This is a genomic window from Tissierella praeacuta DSM 18095, assembly GCF_900128955.1.
GTDB classification, from domain to species: Bacteria; Bacillota; Clostridia; order Tissierellales; family Tissierellaceae; genus Tissierella; species Tissierella praeacuta.
In genome coordinates, this window is the sequence record NZ_FQTY01000020.1 from 20,331 (window position 1) to 41,965 (window position 21,635).

Here is a 21,635-nt window from a genome sequence, read left to right on the forward strand (position 1 = left end):
TTAATAATCTTTAACTTATTATAAAATTATCTTTGTTGTTTAATAAAAGTAGTATCATAATCCTTTAATATAGCAGCTGCTTGAGGGGCTAATACTAAAAGACCTATTAAGTTAGGAATAACCATTAAGCCGTTAAACATATCTGCCATATCCCATACTACTTCAACCTTTAGGAATGAACCTAAAATAATAAAACCAAGTACTGCTATTCTATAAATATTTACAGCTTTAGCACCAAATAAATATTTAATATTTGCTTCTCCAAAGAAATACCATCCTATTATAGTAGTAAATGCAAAGAAGAATAAACTAATTGCTATAAAGTTTGCTCCAAAGTTGCCAAGACCTATTTCAAAAGCCTTTTGAGTCATTTCTATACCTGTAAGACCTAAAGTATTAGCTCCTGTAACTATATTTATAAGTGCTGTAAATGTACATACTATCATTGTATCTATAATAACTCCAACCATAGCAACCATACCTTGTTGTGCTGGATGGTCTACTTTTGCAACAGCATGGGCATGTGGTGTTGAACCCATACCTGCTTCATTGGAGAATAATCCTCTTGCAATACCATATCTTGCTGCTTGTTTCATTGTAACACCTAAAGCTCCACCTACCGCTGCTTGAGTCGTAAATGCCCCTGCAAATATGCTTTTAAAAGCAGGTCCTATTGCAGAAGGATTTTTAAATACTATTACAAAACTACCTATAATATATAATAACGCCATAATTGGCACTACTAATTCTGCAAAACTAGCAATTCTACTCATTCCACCTATTAGTATAAGAGCAGCAAATATAGCAGTTATAACTCCTATAACAACTTTATTAATTCCAAATGCTGAATTAACAGCTGTTGCTATTGAGTTTGATTGAACCATATTACCAACAAATCCTAATGCTATTATTATAGTAACAGCAAAAAACCCTGCTAAAAATTTGCTTTTTACACCTCTAGATAAATAATATGCAGGACCTCCAGTAACTTCATCACCAGATCTATCAGCATATTTTTGTGCAAGTACTGCTTCACCAAAGTTTGTAGCCATACCAAATATTGCAGATATCCACATCCAGAAAATAGCCCCTGGACCACCAGCTGCTATTGCTGTTGCCACTCCTGCTAAGTTACCTGTACCTACCTGTGCTGCTACTGCAGTAGCTAAAGCCTGAAAAGATGTCATTCCATCTGCATCAGCCTTTTTATCTTTTTTAAAGATTCCACCAAAGGCCTGTTTAAACCCTGGTCCTACCTTACTAATTTGTGGAACTCCTAGTCTAAAAGTATAATAAATTCCTGTAAGTAACAAAGCATATATTAGGAACTTATCCCACAAAAAACCGTTTACTGCATTAACAAATGATTGCATTGAACCTTCCTCCTTCATTAGTATAATAAATTTTTATGACACACTTTTTAATATATCATTATTTTATAACTTTGTAAACTGATTTCGTTAATTTTTTTACAATTGTTTTATACTTTATTACTTTATATTACCGCTCTGTCATACAAATAATTCCAATTTTAAATAAAAAAATCAACCAATTTTTGGCTGATTTTTTATATTATATGAATATAGTACCTTTTATTACTATTTTAGCATTTCCTCCAACTTTAATTATGGGATTTTCCATATCCCCTTCAATTTGGCAATATATTGTACTAGGTCTATTCATAGATTGCCCTTGATAAGATATTATACTATTATCTACAATTAGATTATTCTTTTTTAAAAAATAAATCAATGCACCATTTGATGTGCCTGTTGCAGCTTCTTCACCAATTCCAACTGCAGGAGCAAAATTTCTGGTATATACAAACTCTGAATTTACCTTGGGTAGATAAAAAGTATGGATGCCCGTTACATTTAATTGCTGAGAAATATCAGCTAATTCTCTCATATTAATATCTAAATTATCTAATACTTCCCTTTTGTTTATAGGTAATATAATATCTGGAAGCCCAGTAGAAATTATTTCTGGATATATTATATTATCCAAAACCCCTATATCTTCCATCTTTATTCCCATGGATCTAGTTAAAGAAAATATATTCACAGCAGTATCTATTTCCTTTGGAGTAGCTTGTTCCATGAAAATCTTATCCACTTCACCATTCTTAAATACTATATCTACTGATAATCTTCCTACTTTGGTATTCTGATAAACCCTCTTTATTCCATTGTAAATAGGTTTTATATACCTCAATTTAGCTAAAGTATAAAATGTTGCAATTGTAGCGTGTCCACATAAATCCACTTCACAAACTGGAGTGAAAAATCTTACTGTAAATAAATTGTCATTTTTTAAGGTTACAAATGCTGTTTCAGATAAATTCATTTCCTTAGCAATATTTTGCATTATATCTTCCGTTAAATATTCTGCATCTAAAACTACCCCTGCTGGATTTCCTCCAAATGTCTTATGAGAAAAAGCATCTATTTGATATATACTTATTTCCATATGTAATTCCCCTTTCAAATCATAAGGCTTTTTATATATCATGATAACAGATATGACTTTTCAGTAGTTTATGATTATTTATTTTGTCAAAATGTCTATTATTCGCTCCAAATCTTCATATCCATAATATTCTATTTCGATTTTCCCCTTCTTATTCCCTTGTATTAAATTAACCTTGGTTCCCAATGCCCTCATTAAATTTTCTTCTAACTCTATTGTATGAAAATCTTTAATTTTTTTATCATTATTATTGGATTCAGACTTTTTATTAGCCATTTCTTCTACCTGTCTGACATTCAAATTATTATTTATTATTTTTTCAGCAGCTAATAATTGTTGTTTTTTATCTTTAATACTTAATAATGCCTTTCCATGCCCAGATGTTAACTGTCCTTTAGAAATATAATCTATAATATTATCTTCTAAATTTAAAAGTCTAATAGTATTTGCCACATAAGACCTAGATTTTCCTATTTCATTTGCCAATTCTTCTTGTTTTAAATTATAATCTTTCATCAGCTTCTTATATGCCAATGCTTCTTCTATAGGGTTTAGATCCTCTCTTTGTAAGTTTTCAATTAAAGCAATTTTTGCTGACATTTCCGTATCCATATCTTTCAATATACAGGGAATTTCACTTAACCCCGCAGCCTTAGAGGCTCTAAAACGTCTTTCACCTGCAACTATCTCATACTTATCTTTTATCTTCCTAACTATAATTGGTTGTATCAATCCATGTGTTTTTATGGAATTAGTTAAATCTGCTAGTGCTTCCTGATGGAATTCTTGCCTTGGCTGGTTCTTATTAGGTATAATTAGATTTATATCTATATTCTCAATAGTTTTTTTTGATAAATTATTGTCCTCATTAATTATTTCCTCAGATATTAGAGCAGATAATCCTTTTCCCAACCCTCTTTTTTTCACACTCATATTATCACTCCTCAGATAATTCTAGAAACTCTTCAGCCAATTCCATATATGCTTCTGCTCCCTTTGACTTAGAATCATAATCCATAATAGACAGTCCATAGCTTGGAGCTTCAGCTAACCTAACATTTCTAGGAATAAGGCTTACATAAACCTTTCCCTTAAAAAAACTTTTTACTTCATCTACTACTTGTATAGATAAGTTTGTCCTACCATCAAACATACTGAGGACAACACCCTCAATTTCCAAATTAGGATTTAATCCCTTTTTTACAAGTTTTATTGTTTCAAATAGTTGACTTACACCTTCTAATGCATAGTACTCACATTGAATAGGTATAATTACGCTATTAGATGCAACTAATCCTATTACAGAAAGTATACCTAATGATGGAGGACAATCTATAAAAATATAATCATACTTATCTTTAATCTTTTCTAACTTACTTATTAATATGTTTTCCCAATTACCTTCTCTTGCTAATTCTATTTCTAAACCAGCAAGTTCATTATTTGATCCAATTATGCTTACACCTTCTGCTGAAGTTTTCATAATTGCATCTTTTATATCCATATTATTTACTAATACATCATAAATAATAGGATTTCCATTGTTTTTATCTACTCCCAATCCTGATGTTGAATTCCCTTGAGGATCAATATCTATTACAAGAACTTCCTTTCCCAACTTTCCCAATCCTGCACTTAAATTTATGGTGGTTGTAGTCTTCCCAACACCACCTTTTTGATTAAATATGGATATAATCTTACCCAAAAAACCCACCACCTAATATTTTTTATTACCTAATATGATATCAGATTATTTTAATATTTGAAAGAATTCTTTAATGTTTCACGTGAAACATTAAAGAATTATGATAAAAATATAAAATTCAAGACTGTTTCTAAAAGGATATATTACTAAACTCTCAACCTTATACTATATAGTAATGTTTTTCCTTCACGAAATAATTTATTAAATACATCATTGTTTTGGATTCTCAATTGATGATTTAGAAAAATGAACTTTATTTAACTTTCTTATTTCTTCTATAATAGTCAATGTACAATAAAATATTGTAAAAATAATACTAACACTAAAACTTACTATAATTGAAATATCTCATTGGAACATTAAATCCAAAATTGGGCTTATACCAAACATAGTCAATAAAAATATAAATGTTCTATATTTTATAAAAACTCATCTCTTTAGTTACAATACATTTTCATCCTTTAATTCTTTTATTGCCTTTTTTATAGCCATTTTAATTACAAAATATAGGATTATTGCTGGTATACCAACATATATAGGTAATAAAAATAAAATCGTAGGTAAAATTGCAGATAAAATTTCCATTATCTAAACCCCTCCTTAGAATTTAAGTTTCTTTACATAGATTTACATATACCAATTTAAACATCAGCTTTTAAAAACTATTAATTTCCTATTTTTTAATTAATCTTATATCATCTATAGTCAAATCATTTGGAATTAAAATATAAGATATGACAAAAAATAAAATTACTATGGACAACATAAAGAAAATTGTCAACAACAACCCTTGCTTCCATGTTTCCAATGTAGCTTCATTATATGAAATATTAAATTTTTTATCTAAAGTATATCTATAAAAAAAAGTAAATGATATGATCCCTATAGAAAGCAAAATATTTTTTATTACAACTAGAAACTCCACAAAACATCAATTCCTTCTTTAATGAGTTTTTCATAAATTCTCCTTTCTAAAACAATTGGATAGTCCTTTTCATCTAAATTATTAATTAATTTAATGTATTAGAGCAACTCTTATTTATACTTAAAAATTCTCAAGTGGATATTAATAAAAAACTACTCCTTAGATATTAACTAATCAATTTATATTATAAATAGCAAAACTAAACTAGGTTCTATATTTTTATTCTCTTTTCTATTTTATCTCTAACAAAAACAACAGCTATAATGAATAACTCTCCCTTTACATTGTTTTTCTAAAGGTGTATTTTATGTGGATAATATGATATTAACAATCATATCAGTATAAGCTAACATATATCTTCCTAATTTATATCCCTATTACCGTATATAACCAGAGTGATTACATTTAATATAATAGTAACAGTGAGAAGAACTGCTGAAACAAAAGATACAGCACCTGTTGTATCCATTAATGCAGACCAATCTGCAATCTTAACTAAATGGTTGTTATAGAAAATCTGAAAACATAGGGATATAGCACAGGAACTAATACTAATAACAGATAAAGTAGCCCAATTATCATGATTGTTTTTCTCAGACTTAACCAAGTTAATTATTGGTAATATCCAAGCAATTAAACCTAATACCAAGCTTCCAACATTTAACAAAACCATAATTATTAAAACCTCCTATTCCATATAATCATCTCCTAATAGGATTTCAAAATACTTCTTATGGTCTTTTCTATATATTTACAATTTAATAATACAAATTTTTCTACTAATATATTATATTAAGTGTAATCTCCTCAATGATAGCTAAAACTCTAAAATCCATTTAAGTGAATTAATTAAACTTGTTAAAAGGATATCTTAAATCATCACTATGTCAAGCACTTGCTTTTCACCACAATTCTTTTATATAATGTACAGACAGAAATATTATCTTTTACAAATAAAAAAATCCTTGTCCCATTTCTAAAGAACTGGAATTTAAAGAATATATTTTATATCAATCATATTTTCCACTTCTATATATTATTTCCTAAAATAATAACAAATAATTAATGTTCCACGTGAAACATTAATTATTACATTTTTCTTCTAAAAATGGAGTGTACATCATAATTGCATGATTTTCTGTTATATATTCATCATCTATTAATTTTCCTTCAAAATTATATTTCTTCCTATATAAAATATTGTGCCTTGTATAACCTCCCCAAATTTCAGAATAAATCCTATGGTCTTTTTCATAAACTTCATATGTATATATTGGCTTTGATGTACTTCTCCATTCTCCGTATAAATATTCTTTACCTATTTCTACATATAACTGATAGGGCTCTCTTGTTTCGTTTTTTATCATTAAATCCCTATAATTATAGACACAAGTTGCACCACTTCCAAAGGGTTGAGTCCTACTAGAATCAGGGAAAACATCATAACTATGTCTATATCTTTCTACAACTGTCAATGGTGTGTGGATTGTCATCCAATATATAAGATTTGATAACTGACATAATCCACCACCTACCCCTGGTTTAAAATTACCAGAAAATAATACAATACCATTTTTATAACCTTTCCATCTTGCAGGTCTTCCTATTAATTTCCAATAGGAAAAGGTTTCTCCTGGATTTATTATTACTTTATTAATCTTTTTCACTGCAATTCCCAAATTAATAATTTTATTATATTGTAAATACATATCTACGTCTTTTAGTTTCCTAATCAACGGTGTTTGATGTGTAACTTGAATATAAGGTAACAAAGCATTTGATTTTTCTTTCGAAAACCTTATCCCTCCGAATATCCATTCAATATACCTCTTAGAAGTATAATAACTCTTACCTGCTATTAACCTAAGTTTAGACCTTTTAATAGGCTTTAAATCCATTTAACTCACCTTTTTCTTTTATTATGTTTTTTTAATTTTTTCTCCTTAATTAAATAACTAATAAAAATAGTGCCTATTGAAGCAACTAACTTAATTTTCCAAAGATGAAAGAAGTTTTTTATAAAGTAGTCCAAGGACTCTAAGAATTTAGATGATTCAATAGGTGAGAAATATTTTATCCTTGTACCTGGAAAAAATCCGAACAATGTAAATATAATTATAAATGCTATAAAAACATTAGCTTTATTATCCCTCATTTACTTCACCTCTTTTATCCTAAACTTCTTAACTTGTATAAATCATATCATAAAAAAATTGCTTTTGTAATTATTAAGTAAATTGTAATCATAATGTAATTAATTATGAGAGATAATTCCATTATTTATATTTTGTTAGTTATATCACTTATTGGGTATATCTAATTTAACCATAAGTAAATTCTTAAAATAGGAAGTGATTTAATGACTAATATAAAAATATTTTCAGATTTTGCCTGTCCATTTTGCTATATAGGCTTTTCCATAGCCAATAAATTGAGACAAGAAAATCCTCATATAGATATGGAATGGATTCCTTACGAATTGGATCCTAACTTATCTTTAACGGGAGATATACTTACTAATTATATTCCTCAAGATCAAATAGACATGAGCTATAAAAGAATCGAAAGATTAGGAGCAGAGTATGGATTAATATATAATAACAAAACTAAGAAATTTAATACCCATAGATTACACAAAGCTGCACTTTATGCCAATGATAAAGGTAAATACTATGAATTTGCTAAAGAGTCCTTTAAAAGCATATTTCAATATGGTAAAAATGTTGGAGATCCTTTAATCCTTAATGAAATAGGACTAATAGTTGGACTCAATATAATAGAAATGAATAATTGTATTGATAATAATTATTTCGATGAAAAAATGAAAGAAGCTAAAAATTTAGTATCTGTTTACAATATAGATAGTGTGCCTACTTTTCTGGTAGATGGTAAAAAGAAAATAACATTATTAAAAGATTACGAAAAATTCAAAAAAGATTTATTAAAATAAACTTTAACCCTTCTCTATGATTTTAAAGCAGTAGTTCAATATCATAAATCTTTATTTTGTTTTCTAAATTTTATCTGATCAAATGAATAACATACCTGTTAAAAATTAAATATCAATTTCTTTTAAAGACTGTAAATAATTCTTTGGTTTTCTTAGATAAATGACATTATTTAAAATTACTTTATATTATATAATATTATAAAATCTATTTAAAGCCCTTATAAGCCAAAATTTAAACTTTGTTTGTTAATTATACCTACGATATGTGCTTTCATTTAAAACCCTTTTAAAACTTAAAATACAGCTTCATTTTTTAATGATTTATTTCCAAAAAACTTTTTATTAATTTACTTAATCTCTATATAATAGAAAAAGCAATAAGTAAATGTAATGATATCTTATATAAATTCTTAGAGAACTTACTTTTTCTTAATATATAAAATTTATCAAAATCCAATTCTTATACATACTATAATTATAAAGATATACTTCTCTAAATATATGGTCTTTTAAATAAAATAATGTTTCATTGGGAAACATTATTTTATTTATCTGTTAAATTTTATAATATGTACTTGCTTATGTGAATATACATATTTTATACAAGTATTTATAATTCAAAATAGGAGAATTTAAATGGAAAAAATAATAAAAACCCTTAATAATCTAATTAATATCACCATTATAATTATAATATTAATATCAATAGTAATATGTAATATGTATCCTAAAGCTATTTATACATTTTCAAATAATCCTGCTGCCATTGTATCCAAAGGACCAAAAGAAGAAAAAATTTTGGCTTTAAGCTTTGATGATGGTCCACATCCAAAATATACCCTTGAAATCCTTGATATACTAAAACAATATAATGTTAGAGCAACTTTTTTTGTTTTAGGTAAACATGCTGAATCCTATCCTGATATAATAAATAGACAAATATCAGAAGGACATGAAATAGGAAACCATTCTTACTCCCATATAAATATGAAAAAAGTATCTGATAAGATAATTAGAGAAGAATTTGAAAAAACTCAAGAAATAATTTATTCAATAAGCAATATAAAGCCTAAGGTTTTTAGACCTCCTTATGGTAATTATAATGATGATGTAATTAAAATAGTCAGTAGCGATAATTTGTCATTAGTTCTTTGGACTTTTTATCAAGATTCAAAAGACTGGAGTAACCCTGGAGTAGATGTAATAGTTGATACCACCTTATCAAAAGTGCAAAATGGAGATATTATATTGTTACATGATTATGTTTATAAAAAAGAAAGTCATACTGTAGAAGCTTTAAAAATAATTTTACCAAAATTAATTGACGAAGGATATCGGTTTGTTACTATATCTGAGTTGATTGATATTTCTCAAGAAAAAAAGGTATTAAGTAACTTTAACTAAGTCTAAAATATATGTTTTATATAGAAAATAAAGCCAAGATTATCCTGGCTTTATTTTGGTATTTTAACAACTACTTCCACATGATCACCTTTATCTACTTCTTTATATTCTGCTTTAATACCAGTATCCTTAATAGCTGAAAAAGCTTTCTTAATTGTATTTAAATATATTCTAATATTTATTAAACTTTTAATATTTTGCTTTACTTCACTTTCTTCTTTCTTAGTTAAATCATCTAATATATCATTTACTAAAGCTTCAGTTTTATTTACATTTAATTCATTATTTATTACTTTTTCTAAAATTTTTCTTTTTAAATCATCATCTGCTAATTTTAATAAGGCTCTTCCATGTCTCTCTGTAAGATTATGTTCTAATAAATCTTTCTTTATATCCTCTGGTAATTTTAAAAGTCTCAATTTATTAGCAATAGTAGATTGATTTTTTCCCATCTTCTCGGCTATTTCTTGTTGAGTAAATCCATGATCTTCTATTAAATTGTTATATCCTTCTGCCTCTTCAATAAAATTTAAATCTTCTCTTTGTAAATTTTCCATTAATGCAATTAAAGCAGACTCCTTATCCCTGTAATCCACTATAATAGCTGGTATTTCATGAAGTTCAGCCAATTCAGATGCCCTAAGCCTTCTTTCTCCAGCTATTAATTCATAGGAATCTTCATTGATTTGTCTAACACTAATAGGCTGAATTACTCCATAAGCTTTTATAGACTGACTCAACTCCTCTAAAGCTCTCTGATTAAAATCCTTTCTAGGCTGATATGGATTTGGCTTAATAATAGATATAGGAATATATTTAATTTCTGGTTGAAAATTTTTCATATGCATCCCTCTTCTCAATTGACTTTATTATATATTTCTATATAGAAAGGAATATTTCCTTCTTTATTGCCCAAGTTTTTTCCTACAAATTCTCTTATATTATAAAGGATTTTTCTTTGGTTTTCCCCCTGCCCTAGGATATTTTGTAGGAGTTTCTTGAACTTTGTTTATTATTATCAAAGAATGTACTATATCTGATTTAGGAATCCTAACTATTTCCTTCTTTAAAACTTTTCCTCCTAAGAGCTTTATTCCTTTTTCAGCTTCCTTTAGTTCTTCATCTATATCTGAACCCTTCATAGCTATAAAGCATCCTCCTACTTTTACAAAAGGCATACAGTATTCTGCTAATGTATTTAAAGAAGCTACAGCCCTAGATATACAAATATCATATTGTTCTCTATATTTTGGAGTTTTACCAAATTCTTCTGCCCTACCATGTATGGTTTCTATATCTTTTAGCCCTAAAGTATTAATAACCTCATTTAAAAAAATAATTCTTTTATTTAAACTATCTAATAAAGTAACTTGAATTTCATCATTAAAAATTTTAAGAGGTAATCCTGGAAAACCTCCACCAGTACCTATATCTATTATCTTTTTCTTTCCATCAAATAATTTAGTAACTATTGGTGTTAAACTATCTAAAAAATGTTTTATATCTATTTCGCTATCATCAGTTATGGCTGTAATATTTATTTTTTCATTCCATTCCTTTAATAAATCTTTGTATTTAATGAAATGTTTTTTTTGCTGCTCATTTAACTCAATCCCTAAATCTCCTACACCTTCTAGCAAGGTTTCAATATTACTCATCTATCCCTACCCTTTCTACTCTTCTTTTTTGCTCTAAATAAATCAATAATACATTTATATCTGAAGGTGAAACTCCTGATATTCTAGAAGCTTGTCCTACAGAATCAGGTCTTATATTATTTAATTTTTGTTTTGCTTCATTACTTAAACCCTTTATTTCATTATAATCAATATCTTGGCTTAATTTTTTATTCTCCAATTTTTTAAATTGCTCTATTTGAATCATTTGTTTCTTTATATAACCTTCATATTTAATTTGAGTTTCTACTTGAAGTCTAATTTCTCTTAATAAATCAGGTCTATCTAAATCAAGGACAGATAAAGAGTCATAACTTAATTCAGGTCTCTTTATTAAATCATAAAGAGTCGTAGGAGTATTTATTGGTGAACTATTTAAACTCTCTATTATATTATTATTTTCCATAGTTGGATTTATCTGGACTTTTTTAAGTCTTTCAATTTCTCTTTCTATAGACTCTTTCTTCGCAATGGTTTTCTTATATCTTTCTTCTGTTACTAATCCTATCTTATAACCCCGCTCTGTAAGTCTTAAATCTGCATTATCTTGCCTTAATGTGAGTCTATATTCAGCCCTTGATGTCATCATTCTATAAGGCTCATCTGTACCCTTTGTAACTAAATCATCAATTAGTACTCCTATATATGCCTCTGACCTATCAAGTATAAAGGGTTCTTCACCTCTTATATTTAATACAGCATTTATTCCTGCAATTAAACCTTGAGAAGCAGCTTCTTCATATCCTGATGAACCATTTATTTGCCCTGCAAAAAAAAGATTATTTATTTCTTTATGCTCTAAGGTTCTCTTCAATATTGTAGGATCTATTGAATCATATTCAATTGCATATGCAGATCTCATAAATCTAACATTTTCAAGTCCTATAATTTCCTTATACATTTCCAATTGAACTTCTTCTGGTAATGTAGAACTAACACCTTGTACATACATCTCCTTAGTAGATAAGCCTTCTGGTTCTATAAATACTTGATGTTTATTTTTATCAGAAAATCTCACTATCTTATCTTCAATAGAAGGACAATATCTAGGTCCTACTCCATCAATATCTCCTGCATACATAGGTGAACGATGTAAATTGTTTCTTATAATCTGGTGCATTTTTTCAGTAGTATAAGTTAAATAACAAGGAACTTGTTCTTTATCAAAAACCTTATCCATATTTAAGAAAGAAAAAGGTACGACTTCCTTATCTCCAGGTTGAATTTCCATCTTTGAGTAATCTATACTATCCCTATGAACTCTAGCTGGAGTACCTGTCTTTAACCTTCTCAACTTGAATCCTTTGTCCTTTAAGGAATCTGATAAGATTATAGAAGGAAACATCCCATCTGGACCTGACTCATAGTTAATCTCTCCCATGTAAATTCTTCCTTTTAAATAGGTACCTGTAGCTAAAACTACAGCTTTACAATTATAAATAGCTCCTGTTCTAGTTAAAACTCCTTTTACTTTATTATCTTCCAAAAATATATCTATTACTTCTCCTTGTCTTAGAGTTAAATTCGGTTCATCTTCCAATACCTTTTTCATTTCAGTATGATACAGTTTCTTATCTGCTTGAACCCTTAAAGAATGAACTGCTGGTCCCTTAGAAGTATTTAACATCCTAGACTGTATAAAAGATTTATCTATATTTAAAGCCATCTCTCCACCGAGTGCATCTATCTCTCTTACTAAATGTCCTTTACCTGTACCGCCTATATTAGGGTTACAAGACAAGGCTACTATGGAATCTAGACTCATTGTCATTATCATAGTATTCATACCCATTCTACTACTTGCCAAAGCTGCTTCCACCCCTGCATGGCCTGCCCCTACTACTATAACATCATATTCTCCTGCATAATAATGTTTTACTTCTCTCATAAATTTCACCTTTCTAAAATAAGGAGGAAAACTACTCCTCTAAATAATAATTACTTCCCTATACAAAATTCAGAAAATATCTTATCTAAAATATCTTCTCCAATGGTATCACCAGATATCTCACCTAAGTTTTCCCAACAATTCTTTAAATCTACCTCTATACAATCTATTGGCACATTTCCTTTTATATCTTTTATTGCTTGATTTATATTTTGTAATGCTTTAACTAATTGATTTTTATGTCTTACATTAGTAACTATAGTATCAGAATATACTTCAACTTCTCCACTATAAAATATATTCTTTATACTTCTCTCTAATAAATCTACACCTACACCTGATGTAATAGATGTGGTGATTATTTCCCTATTATTTATAATAGATTTTAAATAAGCCTCATCGTATTTAGTAGGTAAATCAGTCTTATTTAAAAGAATGATGCTTTTCTTATCCTTTATTAGCTCTATTATCTCATAGTCTTCATCTGACATTTCCCTTGAAGCATCAAATACTGCAATAATTAAATCCGCTTTTTCTACAGTTTCCTTAGCCTTATCTACGCCAATTTGCTCAACGAGATCATCTGTATTCCTTATTCCTGCAGTATCTATTATTCTTAGGGGTATTCCATCAATATTTACATATTCTTCTATAATATCCCTTGTAGTCCCTGGTATATCTGTCACTATAGCCCTATTTTCTCTAAGAACTGCATTTAATAATGAGGATTTTCCTACATTTGGCTTGCCTAGTATTACAGTATTTAAACCATCTCTTAATATTTTACCTCTCTCTGCAGTGGATAAAAGTTGTTCTAATTCTTCTTTTACTTTATTTCCACTTTTCTCTAAATCTTCATATGTTACTTCTTCTATATCTTCATCTGGAAAATCTATAGAAACTTCTACATGAGCAATCATTTCTAGCAATATATTTCTTATTTCTTTTATCTTTCTTGATAAAGAACCTTCCAACTGATTTAGGGATGCTTCAAAGCTTTTATCTGTCTTAGCTCTAATCATATCTATTATAGCTTCTGATTGAGATAAGTCTAATCTACCATTTAAAAAAGCTCTTTTAGTAAATTCACCTGGTTCAGCTAACCTAGCACCATTAGATAGTATTAGCTCCAAGACTTTTTTTACTGAAATTATGCCACCATGGCAATAAACTTCTACCATATCTTCCCTAGTATAGGTATGAGGTCCTTTCATATAAGATATTAGAACTTCATCAATTAATTGATTATTTTGTCTATCTACTATATGACCATATACTAATTTTCTATTATGATCATCCTTTAATTCTTGAACTTTATTTCCTTCAAATATATAATTTCCAATATTCAAAGCATCTTTTCCACTAATTCTTACTATACCAATACCTGCTTCTCCAACAGCAGTAGAAATGGCAGCAATAGTCATAATATCACCTCTTTTACATCTATATATAAAGGCTCAAATAATTTTTTTATTTAACTCTAATATATCATTAATAATAAAACAATAAAACAACTTTTAAATATAATATCTATTATTCCAAAATCATTCATTTATATAAATTTTTGTAAATTTTCTTATATCATAAGAGAAACCCAGTATAATACTGGGTTCCTAACTTTATTTTGATTGAATAACTACCCTTCTATAAGGTTCATCACCTTCACTGTAAGTAGTAATCCCCTGAATATTTTGTAATGCAGAATGTATAATTCTTCTTTCATAAGGGTTCATAGGTTCTAATTTTATAGGTCTTTTAACATACTTAGCTTTTTCAGCCATTTTATTTGCCAGTCTTATTAAGGTTTCTTCTCTCTTAGCCCTATATCCTTCTATATCTACTATAACCTTAATATAATTATCTTTATTCTTATTTATAACTAATGATAATAAATATTGAATGGCATCCAATGTATTGCCTCTCTTACCTATTAATATACCCATATCAGTAGAGCTTATGTCCTTTATATCTATAGTTAGGTTATCCCCTTCTTTTTTTACCACATTAACTGCATCTATATTCATTGAGCTTAATACTTTACACAAAAAGTTATCAGCCATTTCAATAGGATCATAGATGACTGAAACCCTAACTTTTGCATCTTTTCCGCCAATTAAACCAAATAACCCTTTACTTGGTTCATCTATTATTTCTATTTCAACATCATCTTTATTTGCATTTAATTCTATTAAAGCCTCTTTTATTGCCTCATCAATGGTTTTTGATACCTTAATAACAGACCTCATGACTTTAATTCTCCTCCTTAACCTTCCCTAAAGACCTATTGGAAACTAACTGTTGTATAATTGAAAAAGTATTACTTATTACCCAGTACAATGCAAGCCCTGCAGCAAACCCTCTTGCCGCCATAAATATCATTATAGGAAGGAACATATTCATCATTTTTTGTGTAGCCTGAGCTTGAGGATCTGTAGTTGCCGTAGCCGTCATCATGGTTTTACTTTGCAAATAAGTTGTTGCTGCCGCCAATAATGGTAATCCCCAAATATATGGATCTGGATTATTTAAATCCTTAATCCAAAAAAAAGTCTTATTCATTGCTTCATAAACTCCTGGATCTCTAAAAGCAAATGTTGTAGGATTTCCCATTACCTTAAAAAATGCAATAATGATAGGAAATTGTATTAGAAGAACTAAACACCCTGAAGCAGGATTATATTTATGTTCTTTATATAATTCTGCCATCTTTGTCTGCATTGTCTGTGGATCACTTTTATATTTATTTTGAATTTCTTTCATCTTCGGTTGAATCTCATTCATCTTCTTTGAAGACTTACTTTGATGTAAACTAATAGGTAAAAGTATAAGTTTAAATATTATAGTTGTTATAATTATAGCCATTGCATAGAAAGAAAAATTTGCTGGCTCTGTACCAATCTGGGACACCATATCATATATAAACTTCAATAAACTACCCAATATATTGCCTAAAAAAGCAGTCATTTATAAACCTCCTATCATTTAAGCGGATCATATCCTCCTTTATTAAATGGATGACATTTTAATATTCTCTTTATAGTTAAATAAGTTCCTTTACAAAAGCCATATTTATTATAGGCTTGTATAGAATATTCTGAGCAAGTTGGATAAAATCTACAATTTTTCCTAGTTAAGATGTATTTCGATATAATATTCTGATAAATTTTAATTAAAAAAATAGCAACTTTAGCCATTGTTATCACTTTGGCTTATTAAGATACCTGCTAATTTTAGAATATGAAGCATTGCACTTTCTAATTCTTTATAGGAAATATCCACTACATTTTTCTTGGGTATAAAAATTAAATCATAATTACTCTTTATACTATTAAAATTCAATCGATAAATTTCTTTCATTCTTCTTCTTATTTTATTTCTAACAACAGAATTCCCTATTTTCTTAGTAATAGAATAGCCTACCCTAGAATTTCCAACACTATTTTTTTTCACATAAAGAATTAAATTTCTATTCCAATAATTTTTTCCACCACTATAGACTCTCTTAAACTCTATATTACTTCTCAATCTATAAATTTTATTCATTAGACTTGCTCCCTCTAATTCAAGTAACTAGCCTTTAATAATAAGTTTCCGATAAAAACAAATGGTCGTTATAAAAAGGCCACCTGATTAGCGGCCTTATGCAGTTAGTTTCTTTCTTCCTCTTCTTCTTCTTGCTTTTATAATTTCTCTACCTGACCTAGTTTTCATTCTCTTTCTAAATCCATGCTCTCTACTTCTTTGTCTCTTTTTAGGTTGATAAGTTCTTTTCATTGAAAAACACCTCCTTCGATAATATACCTTCAGAAAATATATAAACAATTAAATAATATAGAGTTTTCCCATAAGAAAACATAAATACTACTAATGATTATATTTATTTGAAGTAAATATGTCAAGAAATTTCAACAAAACTAAATTTGTAAAAAAGTTATTAACAATCTGTTTAAGTTGTGGATAATTTTATTGAATATATTCTTAAATTTTGATATCATAAAATAACATGTGGATATTATTTTTGACTTATCAATATCTAAAAGTTATACACATTTTGTGGATAGTTTGTGTATAACTTTCATAATTATCCACTTTTTTTATTAAAACACACTATTTATCTATTTTTTTATTAATATATCTGTTTATTTTTTCCTGTTGATAAGTTAATAATTTTATTTATTATTTTTTTAATAACATTTTATTAATAGCTTATCCACAAATATATTTTATAGACCTAAATTTTTTATATCTATATGTTTTTATTTTTTTGTTGATAACTTTGTTTATAACTTTTCAAAATAAGTTTATTTTTTTTTCTATTGGTAATAATTTTAATGAACAGGAGGTAAAAAAATGGCTTCAAGTTTAGATAATATTTGGAATGAAGTGCTAAACCTAATTAAAGTTGAATTAACTGAAGTTAGTTTTAATACTTGGCTAAAAACAATCGAACCTATAAGTATCTCTTCTGGTAAGGTAGTATTAGCAGCACCTAATGAATTTACAAAAGGAATTTTAGTAGGTAGATATCTAAATTTAATAAAAAATGCTTTTTCCCATGTCACTGAAGAAGAATTTGATATTCAATTTATAATACCTGGAGAAGAATATTCTCTAAATATAGGACAAACTATGGTCCAAGAGGTTAATGATAATAATCAAAGATCTCAATTAAATCCAAAATATACCTTTGATACATTTGTAATAGGTAATAGTAATCGTTTTGCTCATGCAGCTTCTTTAGCTGTAGCTGAAGCACCAGCTCAAGCATATAATCCTTTATTTTTATATGGTGGAGTAGGTCTTGGTAAAACCCATTTAATGCATGCAATTGGACATTATACACTTAGTCAAAATCCAAATTCAAAAGTAGTATATGTAACATCAGAAAAATTTACAAACGAACTAATTAATTCTATAAGAGAATATAGAAATGAAGAATTTAGAAATAAATATAGAAATATAGATGTCCTTTTAATAGATGATATCCAATTTATTGCTGGTAAAGAGGGAACTCAGGAAGAGTTTTTTCATACTTTTAATGCTTTGCATGAAGCTAACAAACAAATAATAATATCTAGTGATAGACCACCAAAAGAAATTCCTACTTTGGAAGATAGACTTAGGTCTAGATTTGAATGGGGACTTATTGCAGATATTCAACCACCAGATTTAGAAACTAGAATTGCTATACTTAGAAAAAAGGCAAATGTGGAAAATATTAAAGTTAATGATAATGTAATGCTTTACATAGCTTCTAAAATTCAATCAAACATTAGAGAACTTGAGGGAGCATTAATTAGAGTAGTAGCTTATTCTTCTCTAACAAATAGTGAAGTTACTGAAGAATTAGCTGAAGAAGCTTTAAAAGACATACTGTCAAGTAACAAATCTGTAGAAATCACTGTAGAGCTAATAAAAGAAATAATAGCCAAAAACTTTAAAGTTAAAATAGATGATTTTAACTCAAAAAAGAGAACTAGGGCTATAGCATATCCTAGACAAATTGCTATGTATCTGACAAGAGAATTAACAGACTTATCTTTACCTAAAATAGGAGAAGAATTTGGTGGAAGAGATCACACAACAGTTATACATGCATATGACAAAATAAGTACAGATATAAATGAAAACTCTGATTTAAAAAGAAAAATTGATGACATAGTAAAAGAATTAAAAGGGTAAGTTCATAATTTATGTGGATACTTTTTATATTAATAAAACACTTATCCACATGTTATTAAATCAATAAAATATTCGAGATTTCCATATATAAAGATTTATCCACATACTCACAGCCCCTACTACTATTACTACTATATATTTTATATTCTTTCTATATCTGGGAAAAAAAGGAGGATTAAAATAAAAGATGAAAATAAAAATAAATCAAAGAGATTTAAGTAAGCATATAAATATTGCACAAAAAGGTATATCAGCAAGAACAACTTTACAAATATTAGATGGTATATTATTAGAAACTTACAAAGATAAACTAAAGCTCACTGGAACAGATTTGGAAATGAGCATAGAAACATATGTAGATTGTGAGATAGAAAAAGAAGGTTCTATAGTAGTTAATTCAAAGATATTTGGAGATATAATTAAAAAACTTCCAAATGCTCCTATTTATATAGATGTGGATAACAATAATATAAATATTAAATGTGAAAATTCGGAGTTTAATATATTAGGAAATTCAGCCAAAGAATATCCAGATTTACCTATAATTTTAGAACATACTACATTTCAATTACCAAATGATTTATTTAAATCTGCAATAAGACAAACAGTATTTGCTACTACTCAAGATGAAACTAGACCATCTTTAACAGGAGTATTACTTGAAATTGTGGATAATAATATTTCTTTTGTAGCTTTAGACGGATATAGGTTAGCTTTAAGAAAATTACCTATAAAATCTGATGTTGAAATTAAAATAATAATACCTGGCAGAGCCTTAAATGAATTAAACAAAATAATAGAAGATAATGACAGTAATATAGAAATTGCAACGGCATCTGGACATATAGTCTTTAATATAGGAGATACAGTAGTATACTCTAGATTATTAGAAGGACAATTTTTTAATTATAAAGAAATTATAAGGAAGGATCATAAGACATCAGTAATTGTTAATAAAAAGGCATTTCAAGATAGTTTAGAAAGAGCATCTTTACTAGCAAAGGAAGAAAAGGCTAATTTAGTAAAATTAAGTATAATGGATGGACAAATATTGATAAGATCTAACTCTGAAATTGGAAATGTAAATGAAATAATTATGACGGAAATTGATGGAGAAGTTGTAAATATTGCCTTTAATTCAAGATATATATTAGAAGGTATAAAGGTAATTGATGCAGAAGATATAAAGTTAAATTTTATGGGGAGTTTAAATCCATGTATTATAAATCCATTACAAGATGAAAATTATACTTATTTAGTTTTACCAGTTCGACTTGCTCAAGATGATTTTTAGAGGAGAGATAAATTTATGAAGGAAATATTAATAGATACTGATTATATTAAATTAGATCAATTTTTAAAACTCGTGGGTTTGGTGCAAACTGGCGGTCAAGCAAAAATTATAATTGATGAAGGTAATATAATAGTAAATGATGAGGTAGCTTTTCAAAGAGGAAAGAAAATAAGAAAAAATGATATTGTTAAAATAAAAGACTATGGATCTTTTATTATAGTATAATATTATTCGCCTTAAGGGGTGTTTATTTTGTATGTAAAAAATATTAGACTTATAAATTTTAGGAATTATCTTAGTCTAAATATAGAGCTAAATAAAAAAGTAAATATATTTATAGGAAAAAATGCTCAAGGAAAAACAAATTTACTTGAAGCTATATATATCTGTGCAACAGGAAGATCTTTTCGAACCAATAGGGATAAAGAAATAATAAATTTTAATAAAAATGAAGCTTATATTGGTACACAAATGAATATAGAAAGATATGAAAAATTTATTGAAGTTAAATTGGAAAGAGAAAAAACAAAGAGGATTAGGGTAAATAAACAAGAATTAAAAAATCATAAAGAACTATACAGTGGATTAAATATAGTTATTTTTTCCCCTGATGATTTAAAATTAATAAAAGGAGGGCCAGGGGAGAGAAGAAATTTTTTAGATATGGAGATTTCTCAAATAAAACCTGTTTATAATTTTAATATAAATAGATATAATAAAATTCTATTTCAAAGAAATAATCTATTAAGAACAAATAAATTTCAATCAAATATAAATAATCTTTTAGAAATTTTTGATTTACAACTTGCAAAAATAGGTACAGATATAATTTTAGAAAGAGATAGATATATAAAAGAACTTTCTAAAATATCGAATATTACTCATAACAAGCTAACTTTATGTAATGAAGAGTTACAGTTAAATTATTTATCTAATATTGAAATATTAGATAATAAAATGGAAATGGAAAAAAGATATTTAGATAAGTTAAAAAAATATATTCAAAAGGATATAGAAGCATCTTCTACACAGTTAGGACCTCATAGAGATGACATATTAATGACAATAAATAATAAGGATATTAAAACTTATGGTTCACAAGGACAACAAAGAACTGTAGTATTATCTATAAAACTAGCAGAAGTAGAATTAATAAAAGGGCAAAGAGGAGTTTATCCAATTTTACTTTTAGATGATGTTTTTTCTGAATTAGATGAAGAAAGGCGTAAATATTTAATTAAATCTTTTCAAGATATGCAAACATTAATAACAGTAACAGATGCCATAGATTTAAAAGAAATGGAAACAATAGAAAAATCAATATTTTATATAGAAGATGGAAAATTAAAAGAGATGGGAGTCATGATATGATCATTCATATAGGTGATAATAATTATATATTTGAAAAAGATATAATAGCTATATTGGATAAAAAAGCTGCAGAGGGTACAAAAAAAACTAGAGAATTTATAAGTAAGATTATAGAAGATAACTGTTTAATTGGAAATTTGGATTTAAATACTAAATCCTATATAATTGTATCGGATAATGATAAAACTATGGTTTATACGTCAAATATATCTTCAAAGGCATTAGCTAATAGAAATAATTATGAATAAATAATAGGATTGGAGGTAATTTA

General features: G+C 27.5%; 25 protein-coding genes. 7 read left to right on the plus strand and 18 right to left on the minus strand.

What is annotated here, in order from left to right; all coding sequences use genetic code 11:
- Positions 1-26: 26 nt before the first annotated feature.
- From BUB33_RS13830 to BUB33_RS13865, 9 genes are all read right to left on the minus strand, one after another.
- Complete coding sequence (locus BUB33_RS13830; RefSeq protein ID WP_072977487.1) at positions 27-1,373, minus strand: alanine/glycine:cation symporter family protein; 1,347 nt, start codon at positions 1,371-1,373, stop codon at positions 27-29.
- 199 nt (positions 1,374-1,572) lie between these two features.
- A complete protein-coding gene (locus tag BUB33_RS13835) occupies positions 1,573-2,469 on the minus strand; it encodes a PhzF family phenazine biosynthesis protein (RefSeq protein WP_084725479.1) in 897 nt (298 codons plus the stop codon).
- A 78-nt stretch (positions 2,470-2,547) separates the two neighbouring features.
- Complete coding sequence (locus tag BUB33_RS13840; protein WP_072977489.1) at positions 2,548-3,402, minus strand: ParB/RepB/Spo0J family partition protein; 855 nt, start codon at positions 3,400-3,402, stop codon at positions 2,548-2,550.
- Between the two features lie 4 nt (positions 3,403-3,406).
- Complete coding sequence (locus BUB33_RS13845) at positions 3,407-4,174, minus strand: ParA family protein (RefSeq protein ID WP_072977491.1); 768 nt, start codon at positions 4,172-4,174, stop codon at positions 3,407-3,409.
- Between the two features lie 441 nt (positions 4,175-4,615).
- Positions 4,616-4,759, minus strand: a complete 144-nt coding sequence (locus BUB33_RS16135; protein WP_159429208.1) for a hypothetical protein — start codon at positions 4,757-4,759, stop codon at positions 4,616-4,618.
- An 88-nt stretch (positions 4,760-4,847) separates the two neighbouring features.
- Positions 4,848-5,099, minus strand: coding sequence for a hypothetical protein (locus BUB33_RS13850; protein WP_072977493.1), 252 nt, complete (start codon positions 5,097-5,099; stop codon positions 4,848-4,850).
- Between the two features lie 361 nt (positions 5,100-5,460).
- Entirely contained in the window at positions 5,461-5,772 is a 312-nt protein-coding gene (locus BUB33_RS13855) for a hypothetical protein (RefSeq protein WP_234950067.1), read from the minus strand.
- Positions 5,773-6,181: 409 nt separating this feature from the next.
- On the minus strand, positions 6,182-6,997 hold the full coding sequence (locus BUB33_RS13860; RefSeq protein ID WP_072977498.1) for a VanW family protein: 816 nt from the start codon (positions 6,995-6,997) through the stop codon (positions 6,182-6,184).
- 5 nt (positions 6,998-7,002) lie between these two features.
- Positions 7,003-7,254, minus strand: a complete 252-nt coding sequence (locus tag BUB33_RS13865) for a hypothetical protein (RefSeq protein WP_072977501.1) — start codon at positions 7,252-7,254, stop codon at positions 7,003-7,005.
- Positions 7,255-7,458: 204 nt separating this feature from the next.
- Here BUB33_RS13865 and BUB33_RS13870 point away from each other — a divergent pair, with 204 nt between their 5' ends.
- A complete protein-coding gene (locus BUB33_RS13870) occupies positions 7,459-8,049 on the plus strand; it encodes a DsbA family oxidoreductase (protein ID WP_072977503.1) in 591 nt (196 codons plus the stop codon).
- A 636-nt stretch (positions 8,050-8,685) separates the two neighbouring features.
- Positions 8,686-9,453, plus strand: a complete 768-nt coding sequence (locus BUB33_RS13875) for a polysaccharide deacetylase family protein (protein WP_072977505.1) — start codon at positions 8,686-8,688, stop codon at positions 9,451-9,453.
- Between the two features lie 50 nt (positions 9,454-9,503).
- Here the strand turns inward: BUB33_RS13875 and noc are convergent, their stop codons facing one another.
- The 9 genes from noc to rpmH all read right to left on the minus strand — a co-directional run bounded on the left by noc (position 9,504) and on the right by rpmH (position 16,791).
- Positions 9,504-10,295 carry a nucleoid occlusion protein gene (gene noc, locus BUB33_RS13880; protein ID WP_072977507.1) on the minus strand — a complete coding sequence of 264 codons (792 nt, stop codon included), beginning with the start codon at positions 10,293-10,295 and terminating at the stop codon, positions 9,504-9,506.
- A gap of 99 nt (positions 10,296-10,394) precedes the next feature.
- The gene (rsmG, locus tag BUB33_RS13885; RefSeq protein WP_072977509.1) at positions 10,395-11,111 is read right to left on the minus strand and encodes a 16S rRNA (guanine(527)-N(7))-methyltransferase RsmG; all 717 of its coding nucleotides are present in this window, start codon (positions 11,109-11,111) and stop codon (positions 10,395-10,397) included.
- A complete protein-coding gene (gene mnmG / locus BUB33_RS13890) occupies positions 11,104-13,017 on the minus strand; it encodes a tRNA uridine-5-carboxymethylaminomethyl(34) synthesis enzyme MnmG (RefSeq protein ID WP_072977511.1) in 1,914 nt (637 codons plus the stop codon). Before mnmG ends, rsmG begins: the two co-directional genes overlap by 8 nt.
- 50 nt (positions 13,018-13,067) lie before the next feature.
- The gene (gene mnmE / locus BUB33_RS13895) at positions 13,068-14,441 is read right to left on the minus strand and encodes a tRNA uridine-5-carboxymethylaminomethyl(34) synthesis GTPase MnmE (protein WP_072977513.1); all 1,374 of its coding nucleotides are present in this window, start codon (positions 14,439-14,441) and stop codon (positions 13,068-13,070) included.
- 195 nt (positions 14,442-14,636) lie between these two features.
- On the minus strand, positions 14,637-15,263 hold the full coding sequence (gene jag, locus BUB33_RS13900; RefSeq protein WP_072977515.1) for an RNA-binding cell elongation regulator Jag/EloR: 627 nt from the start codon (positions 15,261-15,263) through the stop codon (positions 14,637-14,639).
- Between the two features lie 4 nt (positions 15,264-15,267).
- Positions 15,268-15,981, minus strand: coding sequence for a YidC/Oxa1 family membrane protein insertase (locus BUB33_RS13905; protein WP_072977517.1), 714 nt, complete (start codon positions 15,979-15,981; stop codon positions 15,268-15,270).
- A 14-nt stretch (positions 15,982-15,995) separates the two neighbouring features.
- The gene (gene yidD, locus BUB33_RS13910; protein WP_072977519.1) at positions 15,996-16,211 is read right to left on the minus strand and encodes a membrane protein insertion efficiency factor YidD; all 216 of its coding nucleotides are present in this window, start codon (positions 16,209-16,211) and stop codon (positions 15,996-15,998) included.
- On the minus strand, positions 16,204-16,560 hold the full coding sequence (rnpA, locus tag BUB33_RS13915; RefSeq protein WP_072977522.1) for a ribonuclease P protein component: 357 nt from the start codon (positions 16,558-16,560) through the stop codon (positions 16,204-16,206). The genes yidD and rnpA overlap by 8 nt, the downstream gene beginning before the upstream one ends.
- A gap of 96 nt (positions 16,561-16,656) precedes the next feature.
- Positions 16,657-16,791 (minus strand): 50S ribosomal protein L34, encoded by a 135-nt coding sequence (gene rpmH, locus BUB33_RS13920; protein WP_072977524.1) that lies wholly within the window; start codon positions 16,789-16,791, stop codon positions 16,657-16,659.
- A gap of 576 nt (positions 16,792-17,367) precedes the next feature.
- Here rpmH and dnaA point away from each other — a divergent pair.
- From dnaA to remB, 5 genes are all read left to right on the plus strand, one after another.
- Positions 17,368-18,699: a chromosomal replication initiator protein DnaA gene (dnaA, locus tag BUB33_RS13925; protein ID WP_072977526.1), complete on the plus strand. Its 1,332-nt coding sequence runs from the start codon at positions 17,368-17,370 to the stop codon at positions 18,697-18,699.
- Positions 18,700-18,886: 187 nt separating this feature from the next.
- On the plus strand, positions 18,887-19,993 hold the full coding sequence (dnaN, locus tag BUB33_RS13930; RefSeq protein WP_072977529.1) for a DNA polymerase III subunit beta: 1,107 nt from the start codon (positions 18,887-18,889) through the stop codon (positions 19,991-19,993).
- A gap of 15 nt (positions 19,994-20,008) precedes the next feature.
- On the plus strand, positions 20,009-20,218 hold the full coding sequence (locus BUB33_RS13935) for an RNA-binding S4 domain-containing protein (protein ID WP_072977531.1): 210 nt from the start codon (positions 20,009-20,011) through the stop codon (positions 20,216-20,218).
- Between the two features lie 27 nt (positions 20,219-20,245).
- Positions 20,246-21,364 (plus strand): DNA replication/repair protein RecF, encoded by a 1,119-nt coding sequence (recF, locus tag BUB33_RS13940; RefSeq protein WP_072977534.1) that lies wholly within the window; start codon positions 20,246-20,248, stop codon positions 21,362-21,364.
- On the plus strand, positions 21,361-21,612 hold the full coding sequence (remB, locus tag BUB33_RS13945; protein ID WP_072977536.1) for an extracellular matrix regulator RemB: 252 nt from the start codon (positions 21,361-21,363) through the stop codon (positions 21,610-21,612). Before recF ends, remB begins: the two co-directional genes overlap by 4 nt.
- The last annotated feature ends 23 nt before the right edge of the window (positions 21,613-21,635 follow it).

Bases quoted from the DNA above. Each gene is read 5' to 3' on its own strand.
- BUB33_RS13830 (WP_072977487.1), bottom strand. From the start codon at position 1,373: ATGCAATCATTTGTTAATGCAGTAAACGGTTTTTTGTGGGATAAGTTC.
- BUB33_RS13835 (WP_084725479.1), bottom strand. From the start codon at position 2,469: ATGGAAATAAGTATATATCAAATAGATGCTTTTTCTCATAAGACATTT.
- BUB33_RS13840 (WP_072977489.1), bottom strand. From the start codon at position 3,402: ATGAGTGTGAAAAAAAGAGGGTTGGGAAAAGGATTATCTGCTCTAATA.
- BUB33_RS16135 (WP_159429208.1), bottom strand. From the start codon at position 4,759: ATGGAAATTTTATCTGCAATTTTACCTACGATTTTATTTTTATTACCT.
- BUB33_RS13855 (WP_234950067.1), bottom strand. From the start codon at position 5,772: ATGGTTTTGTTAAATGTTGGAAGCTTGGTATTAGGTTTAATTGCTTGG.
- BUB33_RS13860 (WP_072977498.1), bottom strand. From the start codon at position 6,997: ATGGATTTAAAGCCTATTAAAAGGTCTAAACTTAGGTTAATAGCAGGT.
- BUB33_RS13865 (WP_072977501.1), bottom strand. From the start codon at position 7,254: ATGAGGGATAATAAAGCTAATGTTTTTATAGCATTTATAATTATATTT.
- BUB33_RS13870 (WP_072977503.1), top strand. From the start codon at position 7,459: ATGACTAATATAAAAATATTTTCAGATTTTGCCTGTCCATTTTGCTAT.
- BUB33_RS13875 (WP_072977505.1), top strand. From the start codon at position 8,686: ATGGAAAAAATAATAAAAACCCTTAATAATCTAATTAATATCACCATT.
- noc (WP_072977507.1), bottom strand. From the start codon at position 10,295: ATGAAAAATTTTCAACCAGAAATTAAATATATTCCTATATCTATTATT.
- rsmG (WP_072977509.1), bottom strand. From the start codon at position 11,111: ATGAGTAATATTGAAACCTTGCTAGAAGGTGTAGGAGATTTAGGGATT.
- mnmG (WP_072977511.1), bottom strand. From the start codon at position 13,017: ATGAGAGAAGTAAAACATTATTATGCAGGAGAATATGATGTTATAGTA.
- mnmE (WP_072977513.1), bottom strand. From the start codon at position 14,441: ATGACTATTGCTGCCATTTCTACTGCTGTTGGAGAAGCAGGTATTGGT.
- jag (WP_072977515.1), bottom strand. From the start codon at position 15,263: ATGAGGTCTGTTATTAAGGTATCAAAAACCATTGATGAGGCAATAAAA.
- BUB33_RS13905 (WP_072977517.1), bottom strand. From the start codon at position 15,981: ATGACTGCTTTTTTAGGCAATATATTGGGTAGTTTATTGAAGTTTATA.
- yidD (WP_072977519.1), bottom strand. From the start codon at position 16,211: ATGGCTAAAGTTGCTATTTTTTTAATTAAAATTTATCAGAATATTATA.
- rnpA (WP_072977522.1), bottom strand. From the start codon at position 16,560: ATGAATAAAATTTATAGATTGAGAAGTAATATAGAGTTTAAGAGAGTC.
- rpmH (WP_072977524.1), bottom strand. From the start codon at position 16,791: ATGAAAAGAACTTATCAACCTAAAAAGAGACAAAGAAGTAGAGAGCAT.
- dnaA (WP_072977526.1), top strand. From the start codon at position 17,368: ATGGCTTCAAGTTTAGATAATATTTGGAATGAAGTGCTAAACCTAATT.
- dnaN (WP_072977529.1), top strand. From the start codon at position 18,887: ATGAAAATAAAAATAAATCAAAGAGATTTAAGTAAGCATATAAATATT.
- BUB33_RS13935 (WP_072977531.1), top strand. From the start codon at position 20,009: ATGAAGGAAATATTAATAGATACTGATTATATTAAATTAGATCAATTT.
- remB (WP_072977536.1), top strand. From the start codon at position 21,361: ATGATCATTCATATAGGTGATAATAATTATATATTTGAAAAAGATATA.